Here is a 15658-nt window from a genome sequence, read left to right as displayed (position 1 = left end):
ATGGTGTCATTAGCTTCATCTACTGTTACATTTCATACCTTAAAACCAAGTATGTCTTTTGGGAATTTAGCACGCGATGTGAAACAACAAATCACTACAAATATCTATCCAACGCAACGATCTATTTAGTATGATGCTAGCGTCTGGACTAGCAGTGGCAACAAAGGGAATGCTCTGAAATCAAGTACTAGCAAGTGTTGGAGTCACTAAGCTTGGTTTAGTTAATATTTTCCAGCGCTACGGGGTATTTCAACTCGAAGAAATTAATGCTGTAGCTTCAGCATCGGTGTTTCCAGGTGTTTTTGTGGTTGAGGCATTAAGGTTTCAGAAAAATATGTTTTTGAATTTTATATTTTCTGAGCCTTCACTCAGTCAGGAAACGATCGCGGCACTTGCAGACGATGCTATTGTCTACCTAGTTGATGCTTGTGCAGATTAGAGTTTCTGGCAGCGTAAATTTTTTTTGGTAGTAACTAGTTGAGTTTCTGTAAGGATTCAATATCATATTCATCAACTACAAGCAAGCTTTGGTCAAGTCCAGTTTTTTTGAGTGTTTCCAAGACCATTTCTTGCGGAGCAACTATGTAAATATTTGCATTAGCATCTATTGTTTGTTTAGCAAAAATGAGTACTCGTAGACCCGCACTGGCCATATATTCTAAGTCTTGCATCAACAACACGAGGTGTTTTGGATGCTCAACTGCTGCTTTCTCTACCTCTGTCTTGAAAATCGGTGCAGTCATTGCATCTAATTCTCCAGACAAAGTGATTTTAGCAACATCATTGCCGATTTCTAGTGTGACGCTCAAAGCCATAACTTTTTCCTCTATGCTTATTTATTTGAACCTATTCGTAAGATTTTAAGGTCAAAGACAATTTATCAACAAGCAATTAAATTTAAAATATTGCTGAAAATTGGCGTTGGAAACATAATTTTTGAGCAGGTGATGCCTACTTTGGGCTATACCTACGCGTCAGGGACTTCCAACTCAAAAAAGATCCCATCGCTGTGTAGGCAGAGGGGCAGGGAGATATATAACAGTCTATACTTTGACGACGCTTTCAGGAGCTTGTTGCCGGATAGGCACTTGAATTATGAAATTAGTGCCTTGCCCAAGGCTAGAAAAACATAGCAATTTCCCACCATGCTTTTCCGTAATGATTTGGTAGCTGATTGCCATACCCATACCTGTTCCTTTGCCTACAGGTTTGGTAGTAAAAAATGGATCGAAGATCCGGTTTTGAACCGATTCTGGCATTCCTTGTGCATTATCAGCGATCGCAATTTCTATTGATTGTGAATCAACTACTGAAGTGCGGATAGTAATTTGACTGGGATTTTCTTGTATCTGTTGAGAGGTGCGCTTGATGTCTGCTTCATCAAGGGCATCGATTGCATTTACCAAAATATTCATCAATACTTGGTTGAGTTGACCAGGATAGCATTCCACTTGCGGCAAGTTGCCATAATCTTTAATAACTTCAATTGCTGGATGGTCTGGTTTATCTTTAAGGCGGTGTTGCAGAATCAAGAGCGTACTTTCGATGCCTTCATGAATATCAACTGTCTTAAATTCCGCTTCATCCATACGCGAAAAATTCCGCAGCGATAGCACAATGTTACGAATTCTTTCAGTCCCCATTTTCATTGAAGGCAGTATCTTTTGTAAATCTTCAATGAGAAATTCTAGATCTATTTTCTCTGCTAATGCTTGAATTTCTGGGTCATGACTAGAATGGCGTTCTTGGTAGAGATAAATCATCTGTAACAAGTTTTCAGTATATTCATCTAAGTAAGTAAGATTACCGTGAATAAAGTTGACTGGGTTATTGATTTCATGGGCAATACCTGCTACCAGTTGACCCAGACTAGACATTTTTTCACTTTGAACTACTTGTGCTTGGGTACGTTGCAATTCACTCAAGGCTGTTTTCAGTTCAACAGTCCGTTGTTCGACTCGCGCTTCTAGTTCTGCATTACTATTTTCTAAAGCCACAAAGGATTCGCGCAATTGTCCTGCCATGTGATTAAAAGAGTGAGCAAGAGTGTTGAGTTCATTGATATTCCCCTCTTCGAGTGTCTGTTGTAAATCACCAAATGCTATTGCCTGGGTAGTCTGATTCAAGCGCAAGATAGGATGGGCAATCCAACGCGAGGTAAATATGCCAATCGTTGTTGCTACTATCAGCGCCCCAAAACACAGCAGAATACTAATTTGGGTGTTGGCATGGATTTGCGCCATGTAAGTTTTTTCCGGAATACCAACTACCACTAACCAGTCCAAACCATGTTGGTCTCGCCAAGGTACAATATGCACGTAGAAATTTTGACCTTGAACATTAACTTTCAGTTTTTGGGTATTGGTAATCGACTGGAAATTTGGAATCCGCTGCTGAAGCTGCTTGGCAATGTTTTGTACCGTAGAATTGGGGCTATCGATCGCTTTCAGGCGTTTAATTTGGTTATTGACTACAGTAAAAGGCTTTTCTTGAGCAGAATTGGCAACCAACATACCATCACGCTCCATAATAAAAACTTGTCCAAAGTGGCTGACATTTAATTTTTGTAAAAATTCACTGAGTTTCAACAGGTGAATTTCAGCCCCCACAACACCAATCAGTTTTTTGCTGGCATCATAAATCGGACGACCTGCCGATGCCACAATATAAGGGGGATAAGCAGGATCGTAATAAGTATAAATGCGAACCCAAATAGGTTTTCCGGCTTTCACAGGTTCAGTATAGGCAAGTTCATTGACGGTATCCCAAGTACTGGTCGTCATCACTTTGGTTGGGTTGCCATCATTATCTGTTAAGTAAGTTTTCGTATTTTTCGGCAGACTTGGAGTTTTGATTGCATTGTCATCGATTGTCACCGTTTTGCCATCGTAACGACCGGCTCCAGTCCCTTCTCCAGTTGCTAGGTTTAAGCTGATAAAGGTTAAGTCATAAACTTGCATTTCGTGCCAGAAATACTTACCAACCTTAAGGCGATCGCGCACATTCAGCAATCCCATACTAATTGCATCCGCATTTAACTGGATAACTTTATGGGGAATCGACAGGTAAGCATCCAAATGTTGATTTACTTCACCACTGGTTCGCTCCATCAACTGATCCGCCAGATTGTTCACCGCTTTCTCGCCATTTTTAAACGACAAATACCCAACCAGTCCCACGATGGCAAAAACTTGCAATACGAAAGGAACGATCAGAACAAGGTGTAATGAAAATGCACGGACTTTGCTAGATGAATGTATCTTCATGAGTGGTAAATCTTGGTTCGCTCAGGTCTTGGCTTAACCTAGATTACCCATCACAAACTTCATACTATCAAATACCAGAAAAATCACTTAGTTGTATTTATACTTTCTTCAGATAATTTGTGCTTCATCTTCCCGAAGTTTATCCTCAATCAACCTCGTTCTTTGCTTCTGCGAACAAGATAAATACCTGTGTTTGCCGCTATTTGGGATATTTAATGTGATTTACTAAGTATTAATATTTAGTGATTAAATTTACTTTTATAATGCCAATTGAAAAATGTTTCTTTGTTGAAACATTACTTTAATAATCTTAATGAAATATAAATATTTATAATGATTTAATATCTAAAGAAATAAAATTCAAGCTTCTTGGATTCCAAAAACCAAATTTGGCAATCAAGAATGCCAAAAACTTCATAAATTAACTGTTTGCAAGTTCAGGCCTGATATCGGTATTCAGCAATCTTTGGTAATCAACCAAGCTAACTGAGTATCAAATTTGCCTTGCCTGTATTCAGAAATACTTGGTAATCAGCCCAGTGAAATGCGTATTAATTTTACGTATCAATTTTGCTTGGTTTTGATATTGCCGCTAGTATCACCTTTTCGATATTCACAGCAACTTTTGAGACAAATCGACCGACACTACTTCAACTCTTGAAATGACTAAAATTGTGAACACATTCGATCGCCTAACTCAGCAGCTAAATCAACTGCTCGCTCAGGATTACCTGGCATTTAGTATTACAAAAAATCCGGTTGCACAAATGCTGAACAAAGCAAGCTTTGCTCAGATTGCTTATATCATGCAGCAATATTCGATTTTTCCAAAGGAGTTGGTGGGTTTCACAGAATTAGCAAGACAGAAAGCGCTGGTAGCAAAATGGGACATTGTAGCCCAAGAACTCAAAGAAAACATTGCTGAAGAGATGGGCAAAAGTACACAAGGAATTTCTCATTACACGCTTTTAGCTGAAGGGTTAGAACAAGGACTGAGTGTTCCTGTGAAGAACGCAACGCCATTGATCGCTACATCCAAATTGTTAAGAACTATGCAATCGATATTTGAGCAACAAATACCCTATGTGCTGGGGGCAACCTATGCGATCGAGGCAACCTCAATTCCAGAATTAACTTTAATCGTGCAACTTGTAAATTGGTTGCTGGAAGGAGCAATGCCCAAAGATTTGGAATATTTCTTTAGCAAGCATTTAGATGAGTGGGAAATTGAACATGAAGCGGGTTTGAGAACATCTCTGGCAGCGTACATACAACCCGAACAATTTGGAGAGTTTGCAGCAGGATTTCGGGCAACGATCGATGCGATGGAAGCTTGGTGGCAGGAATTAGCACAAGAGGCAATCTCATCTGGGGTTGTTCTGACTACAGCGATCGCTCAATAGCACTGATTAAATAGAATTTAACAATATGATCTCGATCCATCCTTCATTTCTCGATCGCACTTCTAGTACCAATCAACCAAAATTTGGACTACCCGGTGATTACTACTTTAGCGAGCGAATTTTTGCTTACGAGCAGCAAACTATCTGGCGTAACACCTGGCAATTTGTAGGACGTGAATCCGATCTACCTAATCCTGGGGATTATTTAACTTGCCAAGTTGGCGATCAGCCCATGTTCGTGATTCGCGATCGTAATGGTGAATTGCAAGCAATGCACAATGTTTGTCCGCATCGCGGAGCGCAGATGTTACAAGGGCAGGGTCATTGTCAACGGGTGCGTTGTCCGTATCATGGTTGGAACTTCAATTATGAAGGCAATCTTAAAGGTTTACCTCGCGCTGAGTGTTTTCCCAATTTAGATAAGTCGGCTGTCTATCTAGCGAAGGGACGAGTAGAGACATGGGGCGGCTTTATCTTTGTTTGCTCAGAAGCAGAAGGCGAATCCTTAGTCAGTTATTTAGCCGGATTCTCAACCTATTTAGAGCAATATCAGCACTCCTGGCAAGAACTTCAGCAGGTCGATCGTTGGTTTTATGAAGAGCCAGCCAATTGGAAATTTCCGATTGAAAATTATCTAGAGTGTTATCACTTGTCAGTTGTTCATGCCCAAAGTTTAAAGTGTTTCGATCCGAAGAATATTATTTACACTCCAACTGGGCGACACTATCAGATATTTGTTCCTTTTACAGATGATGAATTTGTCAAAGATCACCCTGCTTTTGCAGGAGAACCAAGGGGACAATCGTATCAGGGTTTCATCTTTCCTAATATGATGGTGAATACTGCAAGAGACAAAGTTTCAGTTTTTCGGCTGACTCCTTTATCTCCCATAAGAACTAAGTTTGAGGTTTTTATTTATCAAACCAAAGCCCAAATTGAAGCATTTCCTTATAAGCAGGATGAATTTCGACCTGAATTTGAGCGGGTGTTAAATGAAGACTTTGGGGCGGTGCGATCGCTACAAGCAAGCGTTCATTCCAAAGCATATGGTGTACTTCAGTTTGCAGATATTGAATATGGAATTTCTCACTTCCATCAAGTTTTGTCGAAGTACTAATTGCACGATTACACAACTTTTTGATTACGAACGCCCGCAAACAGAGTTTCCGAACTATTCCTCAAGCACAACGTGCCCTCTTGAACCAACTGCACAAAGTTTTTTCTTTTTGTTGTATGATATGATGTCCGGCTAATTAACCATAATTAAGCTGCAAATTCAGACCACCAGTAAAAATTGGTTAAACCGCGAATGAGATCGGGACGGTCAATAATTTGGCGACAGCGCTCAAATAAAGCCTCCTCAACCCGATCCAAATTTTCAAAACTACGATTGGCAATTGGTTCATTGGTAAGTGTCCATAGGCGCTCTGCGGGTTGTAATTCTGGTGAGTGGGACGGTAGAAACAAAAGATGAATACCCTCTGGTACAGAGACTTGATTGCTTATGTGCCATCCGGCTTGATCTAGAACTAAAACAACTTGTTTGGTTTTACCAACATTAAAGTGACGAGCAAAATCTTGAAGTACGCGAGTAAACAATTCGATATTGACATAGGGTAAAATCCACCAATACGTTTGCCCAGATTTGGGGTGAACAAAACCATACAACCACAACCATTGAAATCGCCAGTTGACATTTGCAATCGGTACTGCCAATTCATCAACCCAAATACGACGAATCACTGGTTTGAGTCCAACACGATGTTCATCCATTGCCCACACTTCCACGTCGCAATCTGGGTTTGTTCGTTTGATCTGTTCGACTTCGTTGACCAAATTTTTTTTTCCATTCCTCTTGTTCAGTAGGACTTGGTTGAGTATGTTCAGGGCGAGGAACTCGCAATCGGTAGCGCATTTGTTTAAGATAATCCCATCCTCGCTGACGACTGACACGACGACCAATCAGCCTCCCAATCCAGTCTGCTACTTTACGACCGTTCCACAGTCCCCCTTCAATTGGTGGTTCCTGCAATGCTTGCCACAGATAAGCTTGTTGCACATCATCAAGCAATGGTTCGATACCACCTTGATTGTGATTGCGCTGGTCTCCCAATGTTTGTGGACCAATGCGGTTATAGCCCCAAACCAATTCATAAATCCAGCTACGACTGTATCCCGTCGCTGTGGCTACTTCTGCGGTACGCAATCCTTTGGCTAGTAACCAAATAATTTGATAATGTGTTCGCTCGACTGGTTCTTTCGCTTGGCGGTATCGGATCTCCAACTCTTCGAGGCTAAGATGCCCCTCGATTGTGATTCGTTTTGGCATGGCGATCGCTCTTGTACTACACCCTTCATCTTTATTATGGTTGATTGCCCGGACATCATATGAAACCACTCTGCCATTTCCTCATGAGCCTTAGGGGGCTAGGGGGGTTAGGTTTTTGAGGCTTTGATGTGATGAAAAATACTTGTTCATTCATCCTCTAAGGGCTTTGTCAACCCACGCGGGCGGTTACGCCATCGCTCTTAAGGCGGGCGAAGCAGTGCCTTCCAGTTAAAAAAATTGTAGGGGTGCAAGGCCTTGTGCCCCTACAAATCTAGAAATAATTTAGGATAATTTATTTTTTGCAAATCCCTAAGAGACTATTATGTTCCCGGACGAGAGCGAATACGATCGGGTATATGATGGCGATCGCCTAATATTTCGAGCAAAGGGCCATTAACGTCAAATTTAACCATACTTACCGAGGCGACCAAAATATTCACCCGATAGCGATAGCGTCCCAAATCAATTCCCAGTAAACTGCAAAGCATAATCCGAATCGTAGCTTTATGAGAAACTACTAAAACATTACCTTGGGGATGTTTTTCTTGAATTTCAGCAATTACAGGCATAGAACGGTTAGCAATATCTACCGCAGTTTCTCCACCTAGTGGTGCATTCCAAGCTGGTTCTGTCACCCATTTTAGATAGTTCTCTGCGTAATTCTCTTGGGCAAACGATTTACTCTTAGTTTCCCATTCGCCGTAACTACCTTCTCTAAGTCCGTCACGCAACTGCATATCCATACCGATAGCATCACAAAATGGTTTGGCAGTTGCAATTGTGCGCTTCATTGGGCTAACATAAACTCCCTCCCACTTCAATTGTTGATAAACATCGGCAAAAGCGGATGCCATCTCCATCCCCTCTGTTGTCAACTCCGCATCAGTTTCACCGCAGAAATTACCACTTTGACTAAAGGTAGTTTCTCCATGTCGCAGTAAATATAAATTGAGTGTCATAACTTGTATCGCGATTGGGATAAAGGAGTTTGTGCAAAGATAAACTACCATCATCTCGCAATCGAGTCTGTCACACCAGGACAAATTCAGAAGGCAGAAGGCAGGATAGCGCCGGCGGCAAGCGAGTCCGCGTACCCAATACTGCTCGCTTTGTGCATTTTTAAATCGGAATTGGGTTTGGGGAAAAGGTTAAAGGGTAAAGGTTAAAAGTTTTTTCTTTCCCTTTTCCCCCGCCCCTTATCCCCTTCTTGGGGCCCCACCTTCCCCTTTTCTCCAAAACCCGACAAGTATTGGTCTGCGTACCCTTACACGTTTATTTAATCCCCATCCTTTATCGTAAAATCTGGTCAATCATCCTATTGGCTTGGGAATCGTAACTACCCCCAAATAAATTGAAGTGATTCAAAATGTGATATAGGTTATAAAGCGTTTTTCTTTGCTCATAGCCTGCATCTAACGGAAACACCTCGTTGTAACCCTTATAAAACGCTGCGGGGAAACCACCAAATAATTCGGTCATGGCGATATCAACTTCTCTATCCGCAAAATAAGTTGCTGGATCGAATATCACTGGTTCCCCTGATGCAGTACACCCTGCATTTCCGCCCCATAAATCGCCATGTACTAAAGAAGGTTGCACCTGACGATCCGCCAATAGTTCCGGGATAGCTGCTAGTAACTTGTCTTGTTGGGGAAAATTACCTCCACGTCGCCTTGCCAACTGAAATTGATAACCCAAGCGATGTTTAATATAAAATTCCGTCCAGTCTGCTGTCCAAGTATTAATTTGGGGTGTGGAACCAATGGTATTGTTAATTTTCCAACCAAAAACTTGACTACTGCTAGCTTTATGCATCGCTGCTAACTTGCGCCCCATTTCCTGCCATGAATTGCTGTTACCGCTACCAAGTTCCAACCATTCCAGGATGATGTAGCTAGAATTATCAGCAGTACCCCAGCAAATTGGTTTGGGAACGCGAATACTAGCTGTTGCTAGCATTTGCTCTAAACCTAACGCCTCAGCTTCAAACATCGCAATTTGGGATGCAAGGTTTTGTTTGACGAAGTAAGTTATCTCACCATTAGAGACAGCATAACCTTGGTTGATGCACCCGCCACCAACCGATCGCCTTTGCTGACTTTGAAATTTTTCGCCAGTCACCTGGCTAATATGGGTGTCGATTTGAGTCCACATGATTAAATTGGGGAGTGGGGAATGGGGAGCAGAGGAGCAGCACTTCTCTGCGAGACGCTCCGCGAACGGCTACGCTCAGTGACCGAGGGGCAGGGGGGCAGGGGGCAGGGGGCAGGGAGAGAATAACTAATGACAAATGACAGATGACCAATGACAAATTTACGGCTTGACAAAAACTACACCATAAGCATATGGAGATAGATACTCTTTGGCTGCTTGCATCAAGTCTGTTGCATCTTGGCTCTGAACGATCGCTGGGTAGTTAAAGGCGGGTTCCAAATCTCCCACCAAAGATTGATAATAACCATACAACCCAGAGCGATCGCTTGGTGTTTCGTTGCCAAATATAAATCTGTTAGCTACTCGCTGCCGTATACGAACAATTTCTGATTCTGTTATTAATTCTGTCTGTAGTTTGCCAATGTGTTGAGCGATCGCATTCTCTACAACTGCTAAATTTTCTACTGCGCATTTAGCGGAAATATAAAATACCCCTTGTAGCTCGTTGCTCATGTTGCTCACAGAAATTGAAGAAACTAATCCCCGTTCCTCCCGTAAATCCCTCACCAGTCTTGATGTCCGTCCGTGTCCCAAAATTCCGGCTAAAACATCCAATCCATAGGTACGATCTAACTGAGTCATTCCGGGAACCCGCCAAACCATTACTAGTCTTGCTTGTTGCAGACTTTCATCAATAAATTCTCGACGAACAATTTCTGTAAATGGTGATTCAGGATTCAGTGAGGAGTGAGCAGACACGCGATTAATCGCTTCTGTAGTGGGCAATGGAGAGTTGCGAGTAACTTTTGCAAATCCTTCCGCAACTGTTGCAATTAATTCTTCCACGGGCAAATTGCCCACAGCCACAGCCGTAATTGATTGGGGTTGATACCATTTAGCATGAAAATCTCGCATCTGCTGGGGTTTAAGTCTAGCAATCACCGATTCTGGCCCCAATACCGCACGGCGATAGGGTAGACGATCGAAAGCTGTCTCCATCGCCCGCCGATATGTACGCCGTTGGGGATTATCTTCTGAACGCCTAATTTCTTCTAAAACTACCAATCGCTCGCGTTCAAAGGCATCATCAGGAATACTCGCATTCGATACTACATCTATTTGTAGTGGCGCAAGCTCGGCAAAATCTTTGGGGGCAGTAGTTATATAGTAATGAGTATAGTCTTGGCTAGTCGCGGCATTAGTAACAGCACCCCGTTCTTCAATTCGACGTTCAAACTCGCCGCTTGCCAGTCGTTCTGTTCCTTTAAAAATCATGTGTTCTAAAAAGTGAGCCATGCCGTTAATAGCATCAGGTTCGACAGCAGAGCCAACTTTTATCCATAAGTTGAGGTTTACGGCTTCAACTGGCATTTGCTCGGCAATGATTGTCAAACCATTGGGCAACTGGTGCAGCGTCGGAGCATTGAGACTAGTAAATTTCCGCAGGGTTGAGGTCATTGCTACTTGTGTGTGAGGAGCATATTACTCTCTTATCTTATCTGCGACTATAAAATAAACACTGCGATCGCTTCTCTATAAAAAAAGAAGCGATCGCATTAGCAAGATACGCAAAGAAGACTTGACAGCTTGTGTACTTCATCAACTTGAAATTAGCTGTATATACCCGAAACATCTATCCAAAGTTTTGAAACGCTGGATAAATGCCAACTAGACACGCTATCGAAAGCAATGTCTGATTAACATACATAGAAATCAATACCCTCTTAGAGTTGATAAGGGCTTTACTTATAAAAGTTAGCAGAAGTAAGTTTCTTAATTTCTGCTTAACTATTTATATTGATGCAATACCCAGTCTCCTATCTGTCATATCGATCGTTTCGATCGTATCTGTCATATCGATCGTTTCGATCGTATCTGTCATATCTGTCGTTTCTGCGATCGCCTACTGAAAACTCAGCTCGGCAACCATTTTTCACCCAAATACGATTTCTCCGATAGCCCCAATTTCCTCTACAACTGGTGTTAGACAATTGCCTAACAAGCCTGACTCTGCCTCTTGTATCTACCGAACAAGTATTTCTTCGATTATTTTGGCTTGCACAAGTTATTATCTCTTGAGCTGAAGCTGGGGTAGCAATACTCAAAAGTGTACCGATACCAAGACTAGCAACCAGAAAGGTTGCAGCAATTGTGGGAAGGCGCATAATCATAATAAAATGCTAGATTTCTTCCAAATCTTAGAAACAAAAACTATACTAATTCTAGCAAATTGCATTCAGAGCTAATGAATAAATCAGATTAAATGCAAAAAATATTAGCACTCTGAAGTTCATCAAAGATAACGGGTTTTATCAAGCACCTAAGCATTGCAAGGAGTGTAACTATTCTTATGCTACAATATCTATTTCAATCGTTATACAAAAATGAATACTATTAATTTTTATAAAGCTTTAAGAGGTGAAAAACTATCTAGTTTAATTGGAGATATTACATTTACAACCCATTATGTTGGGGAATTAATTTTAACTTCAGGAAGATTAGTAGCTTGCGATCCACTTGCTTTTCCTGATAGTGAAGCTTTTCAAAAGTCTTTACCAATTGCTAAATATTCTGTTTTCTTAATTGTTGCTCTGTTAACTTTGTCACTGAGTTTTGAATATTAAAATAACGTGAGTTCGACGAGTGCTATTTTGACCTCTCCCCCAGTCCCTTTCCTACCAGGAGCTACGGTGTACACACAAGTGTTGGTGCAGTGTATCTATCCCGCCTCGGAATAAATTCCGAGTCTCATAAGCAAAGTCCTCTAAAAGAGGACTAAACTAAATTTCTTGTTTAGTCCTCTAAAAGAGGACTTTCGCTATCAGCCCGGAACTTTAGTTCTGGGCGGGATATTTGCTCAGTGTGGTACTTTCACTTGAACAGAAATATTGGGTGGGTAGGATTTTTAGAGATGTGTGTACACCGTAGCCTACCAGGAGAGGGGAGCAAAAAGCTTCTAATCTTGTTACTCCTCCCTTTCCTAAAAGGCGAGGGAGGCTGTCCGGGAGAGGTCTGTCGAACTCACGTTAAAATAATCAAAATTACAGTTGAATTATACAAGTAGTACTCCTACCCAAAGTAGTTTTGTAGGTTGGGTGCAGCGATAGCGTAACCCAACATAAAATTTGGTGGTAATGTTGGGTTGCGTTTCACTCCACCCAACCTACAAAAATATATTTTTTTAAAACTCTAGGTTTCAACATAGATGAGGTTTAGTACTCCAACCCAAAGAGCGCAAAGGGTTTGTTTTGTTTCCAAAACAACGGCTGATAGAGCGCACCTTGGGTTGGCTTGTTTGGTATCGGCAACGAAACAAACGATATTGCTGTTTATGCCGCCTAATTGGATAAAGTCAAGTTAAGACTTTGGTTTATAAGTCGAAGCAACGTGTAATTCTTTCAACTGTTTAGCATCTACACTCGAAGGCGCATCTGTTAACAAACAACGTGCTTGTTGTGTCTTTGGAAAAGCAATGACATCCCGAATAGATTCTTCTCCAGCTAGCAACATTACCAAACGATCTAAACCGTAGGCGATTCCACCATGCGGCGGTGTACCATATTCAAATGCTTCTAAGAGAAAGCCAAATTTATTTTGTGCTTCTTCAGGAGATAATCCAATCGCTTCAAATACTTGCTGTTGAATTTCTCGCTGATAAATCCGTAGACTTCCACCACCAATTTCTACGCCGTTGAGTATCATGTCGTAAGCTTGGGCGCGTGCAGTCTTTAAGTCGCTCAAATCATCAGGATGTGGTGCTGTGAACGGGTGGTGTAGTGCTTCTAAACGTTTTTCGTCAGCATTCCACTCGAACATCGGGAAATCTGTAATCCAGAGCAAGTTAATTTTTTCTGGATCGATTAAGTTAAATTCTCTAGCGATCGCTTGTCGTAATCTATCTAAAGTTTTATTAACTGTAACAGCATCACCAGCCCCAAACAACAGCAAATGTCCCGCTTTTGCACCTGTACGGCGCAAAATTTCTTGTTTTTGTTCTTCGCTTAAGTTGTCTTTAATCGCCCCAATGGTGTCAATTTCGCCATCATCTCTGACCCGGATATAAGCTAAACCTTTAGCGCCGGCTTCGCTGGCTTCTTTAAATAAATCACCACCTGGTTTAATGCGGACATTAGAAATTACATCATTACCGTTGGGAATGGGCAGGATTTTGACGATACCACCATTAGTAACAGTGTCCCGAAAGACTTTGAAACTAGAGTCTTTCACAATATCTGAGACATCAACTAATTCCAAACCATAGCGTGTATCTGGTTTATCACTACCATAGCGTTCCATCCCCTCAGCATAAGTGAGACGCGGGAAAGGACGCTGTAACTCAATGCCTTTAACTGTTTTGTAGATATGGCAAACTAAATTTTCATTCAGTTCGATAATTTCTTCTTGGGACATGAAGCTCATTTCCATATCCAACTGGGTGAATTCTGGTTGTCTATCGGCGCGTAAGTCTTCGTCACGAAAGCAACGCGCAATCTGATAATATCTATCTAAACCGGATACCATCAGCAATTGTTTAAATAGCTGGGGTGATTGCGGCAAAGCATACCATTCACCAGGATTGACGCGACTGGGTAGAATGTAATCTCGCGCTCCTTCTGGGGTAGAACGGGTAAGGATTGGGGTTTCGACTTCGATAAAACCTTCCAAATCTTCTAGATAACGACGCATGGCTTTGACAATTTGATGACGCAGTTGCAAATTTTGCGCCATACGTTCGCGTCGCAAATCCAAATAACGATATTTCAGCCGTAAGTCTTCTCGTACTGTTTCGGTGTCAGCTACAGAAACTTGGAAAGGTAACTGTTTGCGAACAGCATTGAGTAGTTCAATTTTATCAGCGTAGATTTCTACCTCGCCTGTGGGGATGCGGGTATTCAACGATTCTTCGGGACGTTGTGTTACCCTACCAGTGATTTCGACAACATATTCATTTCGCAGGGCGTTCGCATATTCGTAAGAATCTGGGGTGCGTTGCGGATCGCTGACGATTTGGACAGTTCCAGAGCGATCGCGTAAATCTAAAAATATCACACCACCATGATCGCGGCGACGGTCTACCCATCCGTAAAAGGTAACAGTTTCTCCAATATGTTCTTTTCGGAGTTCGCCGCAATAGTGAGTTCGCATAAGTCTTAGTTATTGTTTCCGGGCTAGATTGGCAAGAAAATGTCAAAGCCTTCCCATTATCTAGCATCAATAGTAATTGTAGTAGTTCTGGTGAAAGAAAAAATCAAATAATCTCACACTATATATACAGCATCTTTCATGTATTTGAACCACACCCAATACTTGTCCGGTTTTGGGGGAAAGGGAAAAGGGTAAAGGGGAAAAAACCTTACCTGTCGTAGGGGTGCAAGGTCTTGCGCCCCTACTGCGTGGTCTATGGTTGATTAGGACGATTTTCTTGGGGAGAGGCTCCGCCATCGCCAGGAGGATGAGGTGGAACTCCCAATGCCGCCTTTAACTGGGCTTCTGTAACTCCTAATTTGGTTGCTGCGGCTTGAAAATCAGGTCTGGGTGGGCGTTGATTGCGATCGCCTGGATTTGGTGGATTGGCTGGAACTCCCAATGCTGCCTTTAACTGGGCTTCTGTAACTCCTAATTTGGTTGCTGCGGCTGCAAAATCAGGTCTGGGTGGGCGTTGATTGCGATCGCCTGGATTTGGCGGATTGGCTGGAACTCCCAATGCTGCCTTTAACTGGGCTTCTGTAACTCCTAATTTGGTTGCTGCGGCTGCAAAATCAGGTCTGGGTGGGCGTTGATTGCGATCGCCTGGATTTGGCGGATTGGCTGGGACTCCCAATGCCGCCTTTAACTGGGCTTCTGTAACTCCTAATTTGGTTGCTGCGGCTGCAAAATCTGGTCGAGGTGGACGCGGCTGTTCGTTTGATGGTTGGTTGGGCGGTTGTTGCGCCTGTGCAATTCGATCGAATTGATTAGCAGCATTTGCTTGATTGAGTGAAAGAAAACCAAATGTGCCAACCAGAACAGGAATCGCTGTTACTACTAGTACTCTACGAATATTCATCATTAAATCTCCAAAGGTTTATATTTCTAATTAAGTCTTCTCAAAATAACAGTTTGCCCTGTTTCTAAATTACAAAACTGTAATTTAGAAACAACAATACTCTGACGAGATCGCCGCTGAGGGCAAAGCGAAATGCAAAGGTGAATCAATTAACGGTTATTGCGTTCTACCCGGTTTTGAACTGCTTCTTGATTATGAGCTTGGGGACGTTGGGGAGTAAGCTTTTTCTGATGTGGACGGGGTTTAGAATGTCTGATTTGTGGTTTTTTATCAGATATTTGCCGTTTGTTGGGCTGTTCTGAAATCTCAGCGTTCCGATGAGGTGGATTAGCGGCATTTGCCTGATTGGGTGCAACAAGACCGAATGTACCAATCAAAAAAGGAATCGCTGCTACGGCTAAGACTCGACGAATATTCATAAAAATCAACTTTCAAAAGCTGCGGTGTTCATATTTCTAAT

At 42.1% G+C, this 15658-nt stretch carries 12 protein-coding genes and 1 pseudogene; 3 read left to right on the top strand and 10 right to left on the bottom strand.

From position 1 onward, the window contains the following. Positions 1 to 473 precede the first annotated feature (473 nt). Positions 474 to 815 (bottom strand): STAS domain-containing protein, encoded by a 342-nt coding sequence (locus ACR5KR_RS33845; protein ID WP_448269727.1) that lies wholly within the window; start codon positions 813 to 815, stop codon positions 474 to 476. A 228-nt stretch (positions 816 to 1043) separates the two neighbouring features. Continuing rightward, positions 1044 to 3266 (bottom strand): sensor histidine kinase, encoded by a 2223-nt coding sequence (locus tag ACR5KR_RS33840; protein WP_448269725.1) that lies wholly within the window; start codon positions 3264 to 3266, stop codon positions 1044 to 1046. Positions 3267 to 3928: 662 nt separating this feature from the next. Here ACR5KR_RS33840 and ACR5KR_RS33835 point away from each other — a divergent pair. After that, positions 3929 to 4669: a DUF3865 domain-containing protein gene (locus ACR5KR_RS33835; RefSeq protein ID WP_445629528.1), complete on the top strand. Its 741-nt coding sequence runs from the start codon at positions 3929 to 3931 to the stop codon at positions 4667 to 4669. 25 nt (positions 4670 to 4694) lie between these two features. After that, positions 4695 to 5786, top strand: a complete 1092-nt coding sequence (locus tag ACR5KR_RS33830; protein WP_448269723.1) for an aromatic ring-hydroxylating oxygenase subunit alpha — start codon at positions 4695 to 4697, stop codon at positions 5784 to 5786. A 146-nt stretch (positions 5787 to 5932) separates the two neighbouring features. On the opposite strand, the pseudogene ACR5KR_RS33825 reads toward ACR5KR_RS33830, so the two are convergent. The 5 genes and pseudogenes from ACR5KR_RS33825 to ACR5KR_RS33805 all read right to left on the bottom strand — a co-directional run bounded on the left by ACR5KR_RS33825 (position 5933) and on the right by ACR5KR_RS33805 (position 11323). Beyond that, a pseudogene (locus ACR5KR_RS33825) lies at positions 5933 to 6998 on the bottom strand (IS630 family transposase). 320 nt (positions 6999 to 7318) lie between these two features. Beyond that, positions 7319 to 7957 (bottom strand): histidine phosphatase family protein, encoded by a 639-nt coding sequence (locus ACR5KR_RS33820; protein ID WP_445629526.1) that lies wholly within the window; start codon positions 7955 to 7957, stop codon positions 7319 to 7321. A 331-nt stretch (positions 7958 to 8288) separates the two neighbouring features. Further along, positions 8289 to 9152: a fructosamine kinase family protein gene (locus tag ACR5KR_RS33815; RefSeq protein ID WP_448269721.1), complete on the bottom strand. Its 864-nt coding sequence runs from the start codon at positions 9150 to 9152 to the stop codon at positions 8289 to 8291. A gap of 159 nt (positions 9153 to 9311) precedes the next feature. Further along, on the bottom strand, positions 9312 to 10610 hold the full coding sequence (locus ACR5KR_RS33810) for a M16 family metallopeptidase (protein WP_448269719.1): 1299 nt from the start codon (positions 10608 to 10610) through the stop codon (positions 9312 to 9314). 359 nt (positions 10611 to 10969) lie between these two features. Then, positions 10970 to 11323, bottom strand: a complete 354-nt coding sequence (locus tag ACR5KR_RS33805; RefSeq protein ID WP_448269718.1) for a DUF3011 domain-containing protein — start codon at positions 11321 to 11323, stop codon at positions 10970 to 10972. Between the two features lie 213 nt (positions 11324 to 11536). Between ACR5KR_RS33805 and ACR5KR_RS33800 the strand changes: the two genes are divergently transcribed. Further along, on the top strand, positions 11537 to 11776 hold the full coding sequence (locus ACR5KR_RS33800; RefSeq protein ID WP_448269716.1) for a hypothetical protein: 240 nt from the start codon (positions 11537 to 11539) through the stop codon (positions 11774 to 11776). A gap of 733 nt (positions 11777 to 12509) precedes the next feature. Here ACR5KR_RS33800 and aspS read toward each other — a convergent pair. From aspS to ACR5KR_RS33785, 3 genes are all read right to left on the bottom strand, one after another. After that, positions 12510 to 14297 (bottom strand): aspartate--tRNA ligase, encoded by a 1788-nt coding sequence (gene aspS / locus ACR5KR_RS33795; protein WP_448269714.1) that lies wholly within the window; start codon positions 14295 to 14297, stop codon positions 12510 to 12512. Positions 14298 to 14550: 253 nt separating this feature from the next. Next, positions 14551 to 15198, bottom strand: a complete 648-nt coding sequence (locus ACR5KR_RS33790; protein WP_448269712.1) for a hypothetical protein — start codon at positions 15196 to 15198, stop codon at positions 14551 to 14553. A gap of 149 nt (positions 15199 to 15347) precedes the next feature. Beyond that, on the bottom strand, positions 15348 to 15617 hold the full coding sequence (locus ACR5KR_RS33785) for a hypothetical protein (RefSeq protein WP_445629519.1): 270 nt from the start codon (positions 15615 to 15617) through the stop codon (positions 15348 to 15350). Positions 15618 to 15658: the final 41 nt, after the last annotated feature.

Source organism: Nostoc sp. DSM 114159 (genome assembly GCF_053470285.1).
This window is presented reverse-complemented; position numbering and strand designations above follow the sequence as displayed.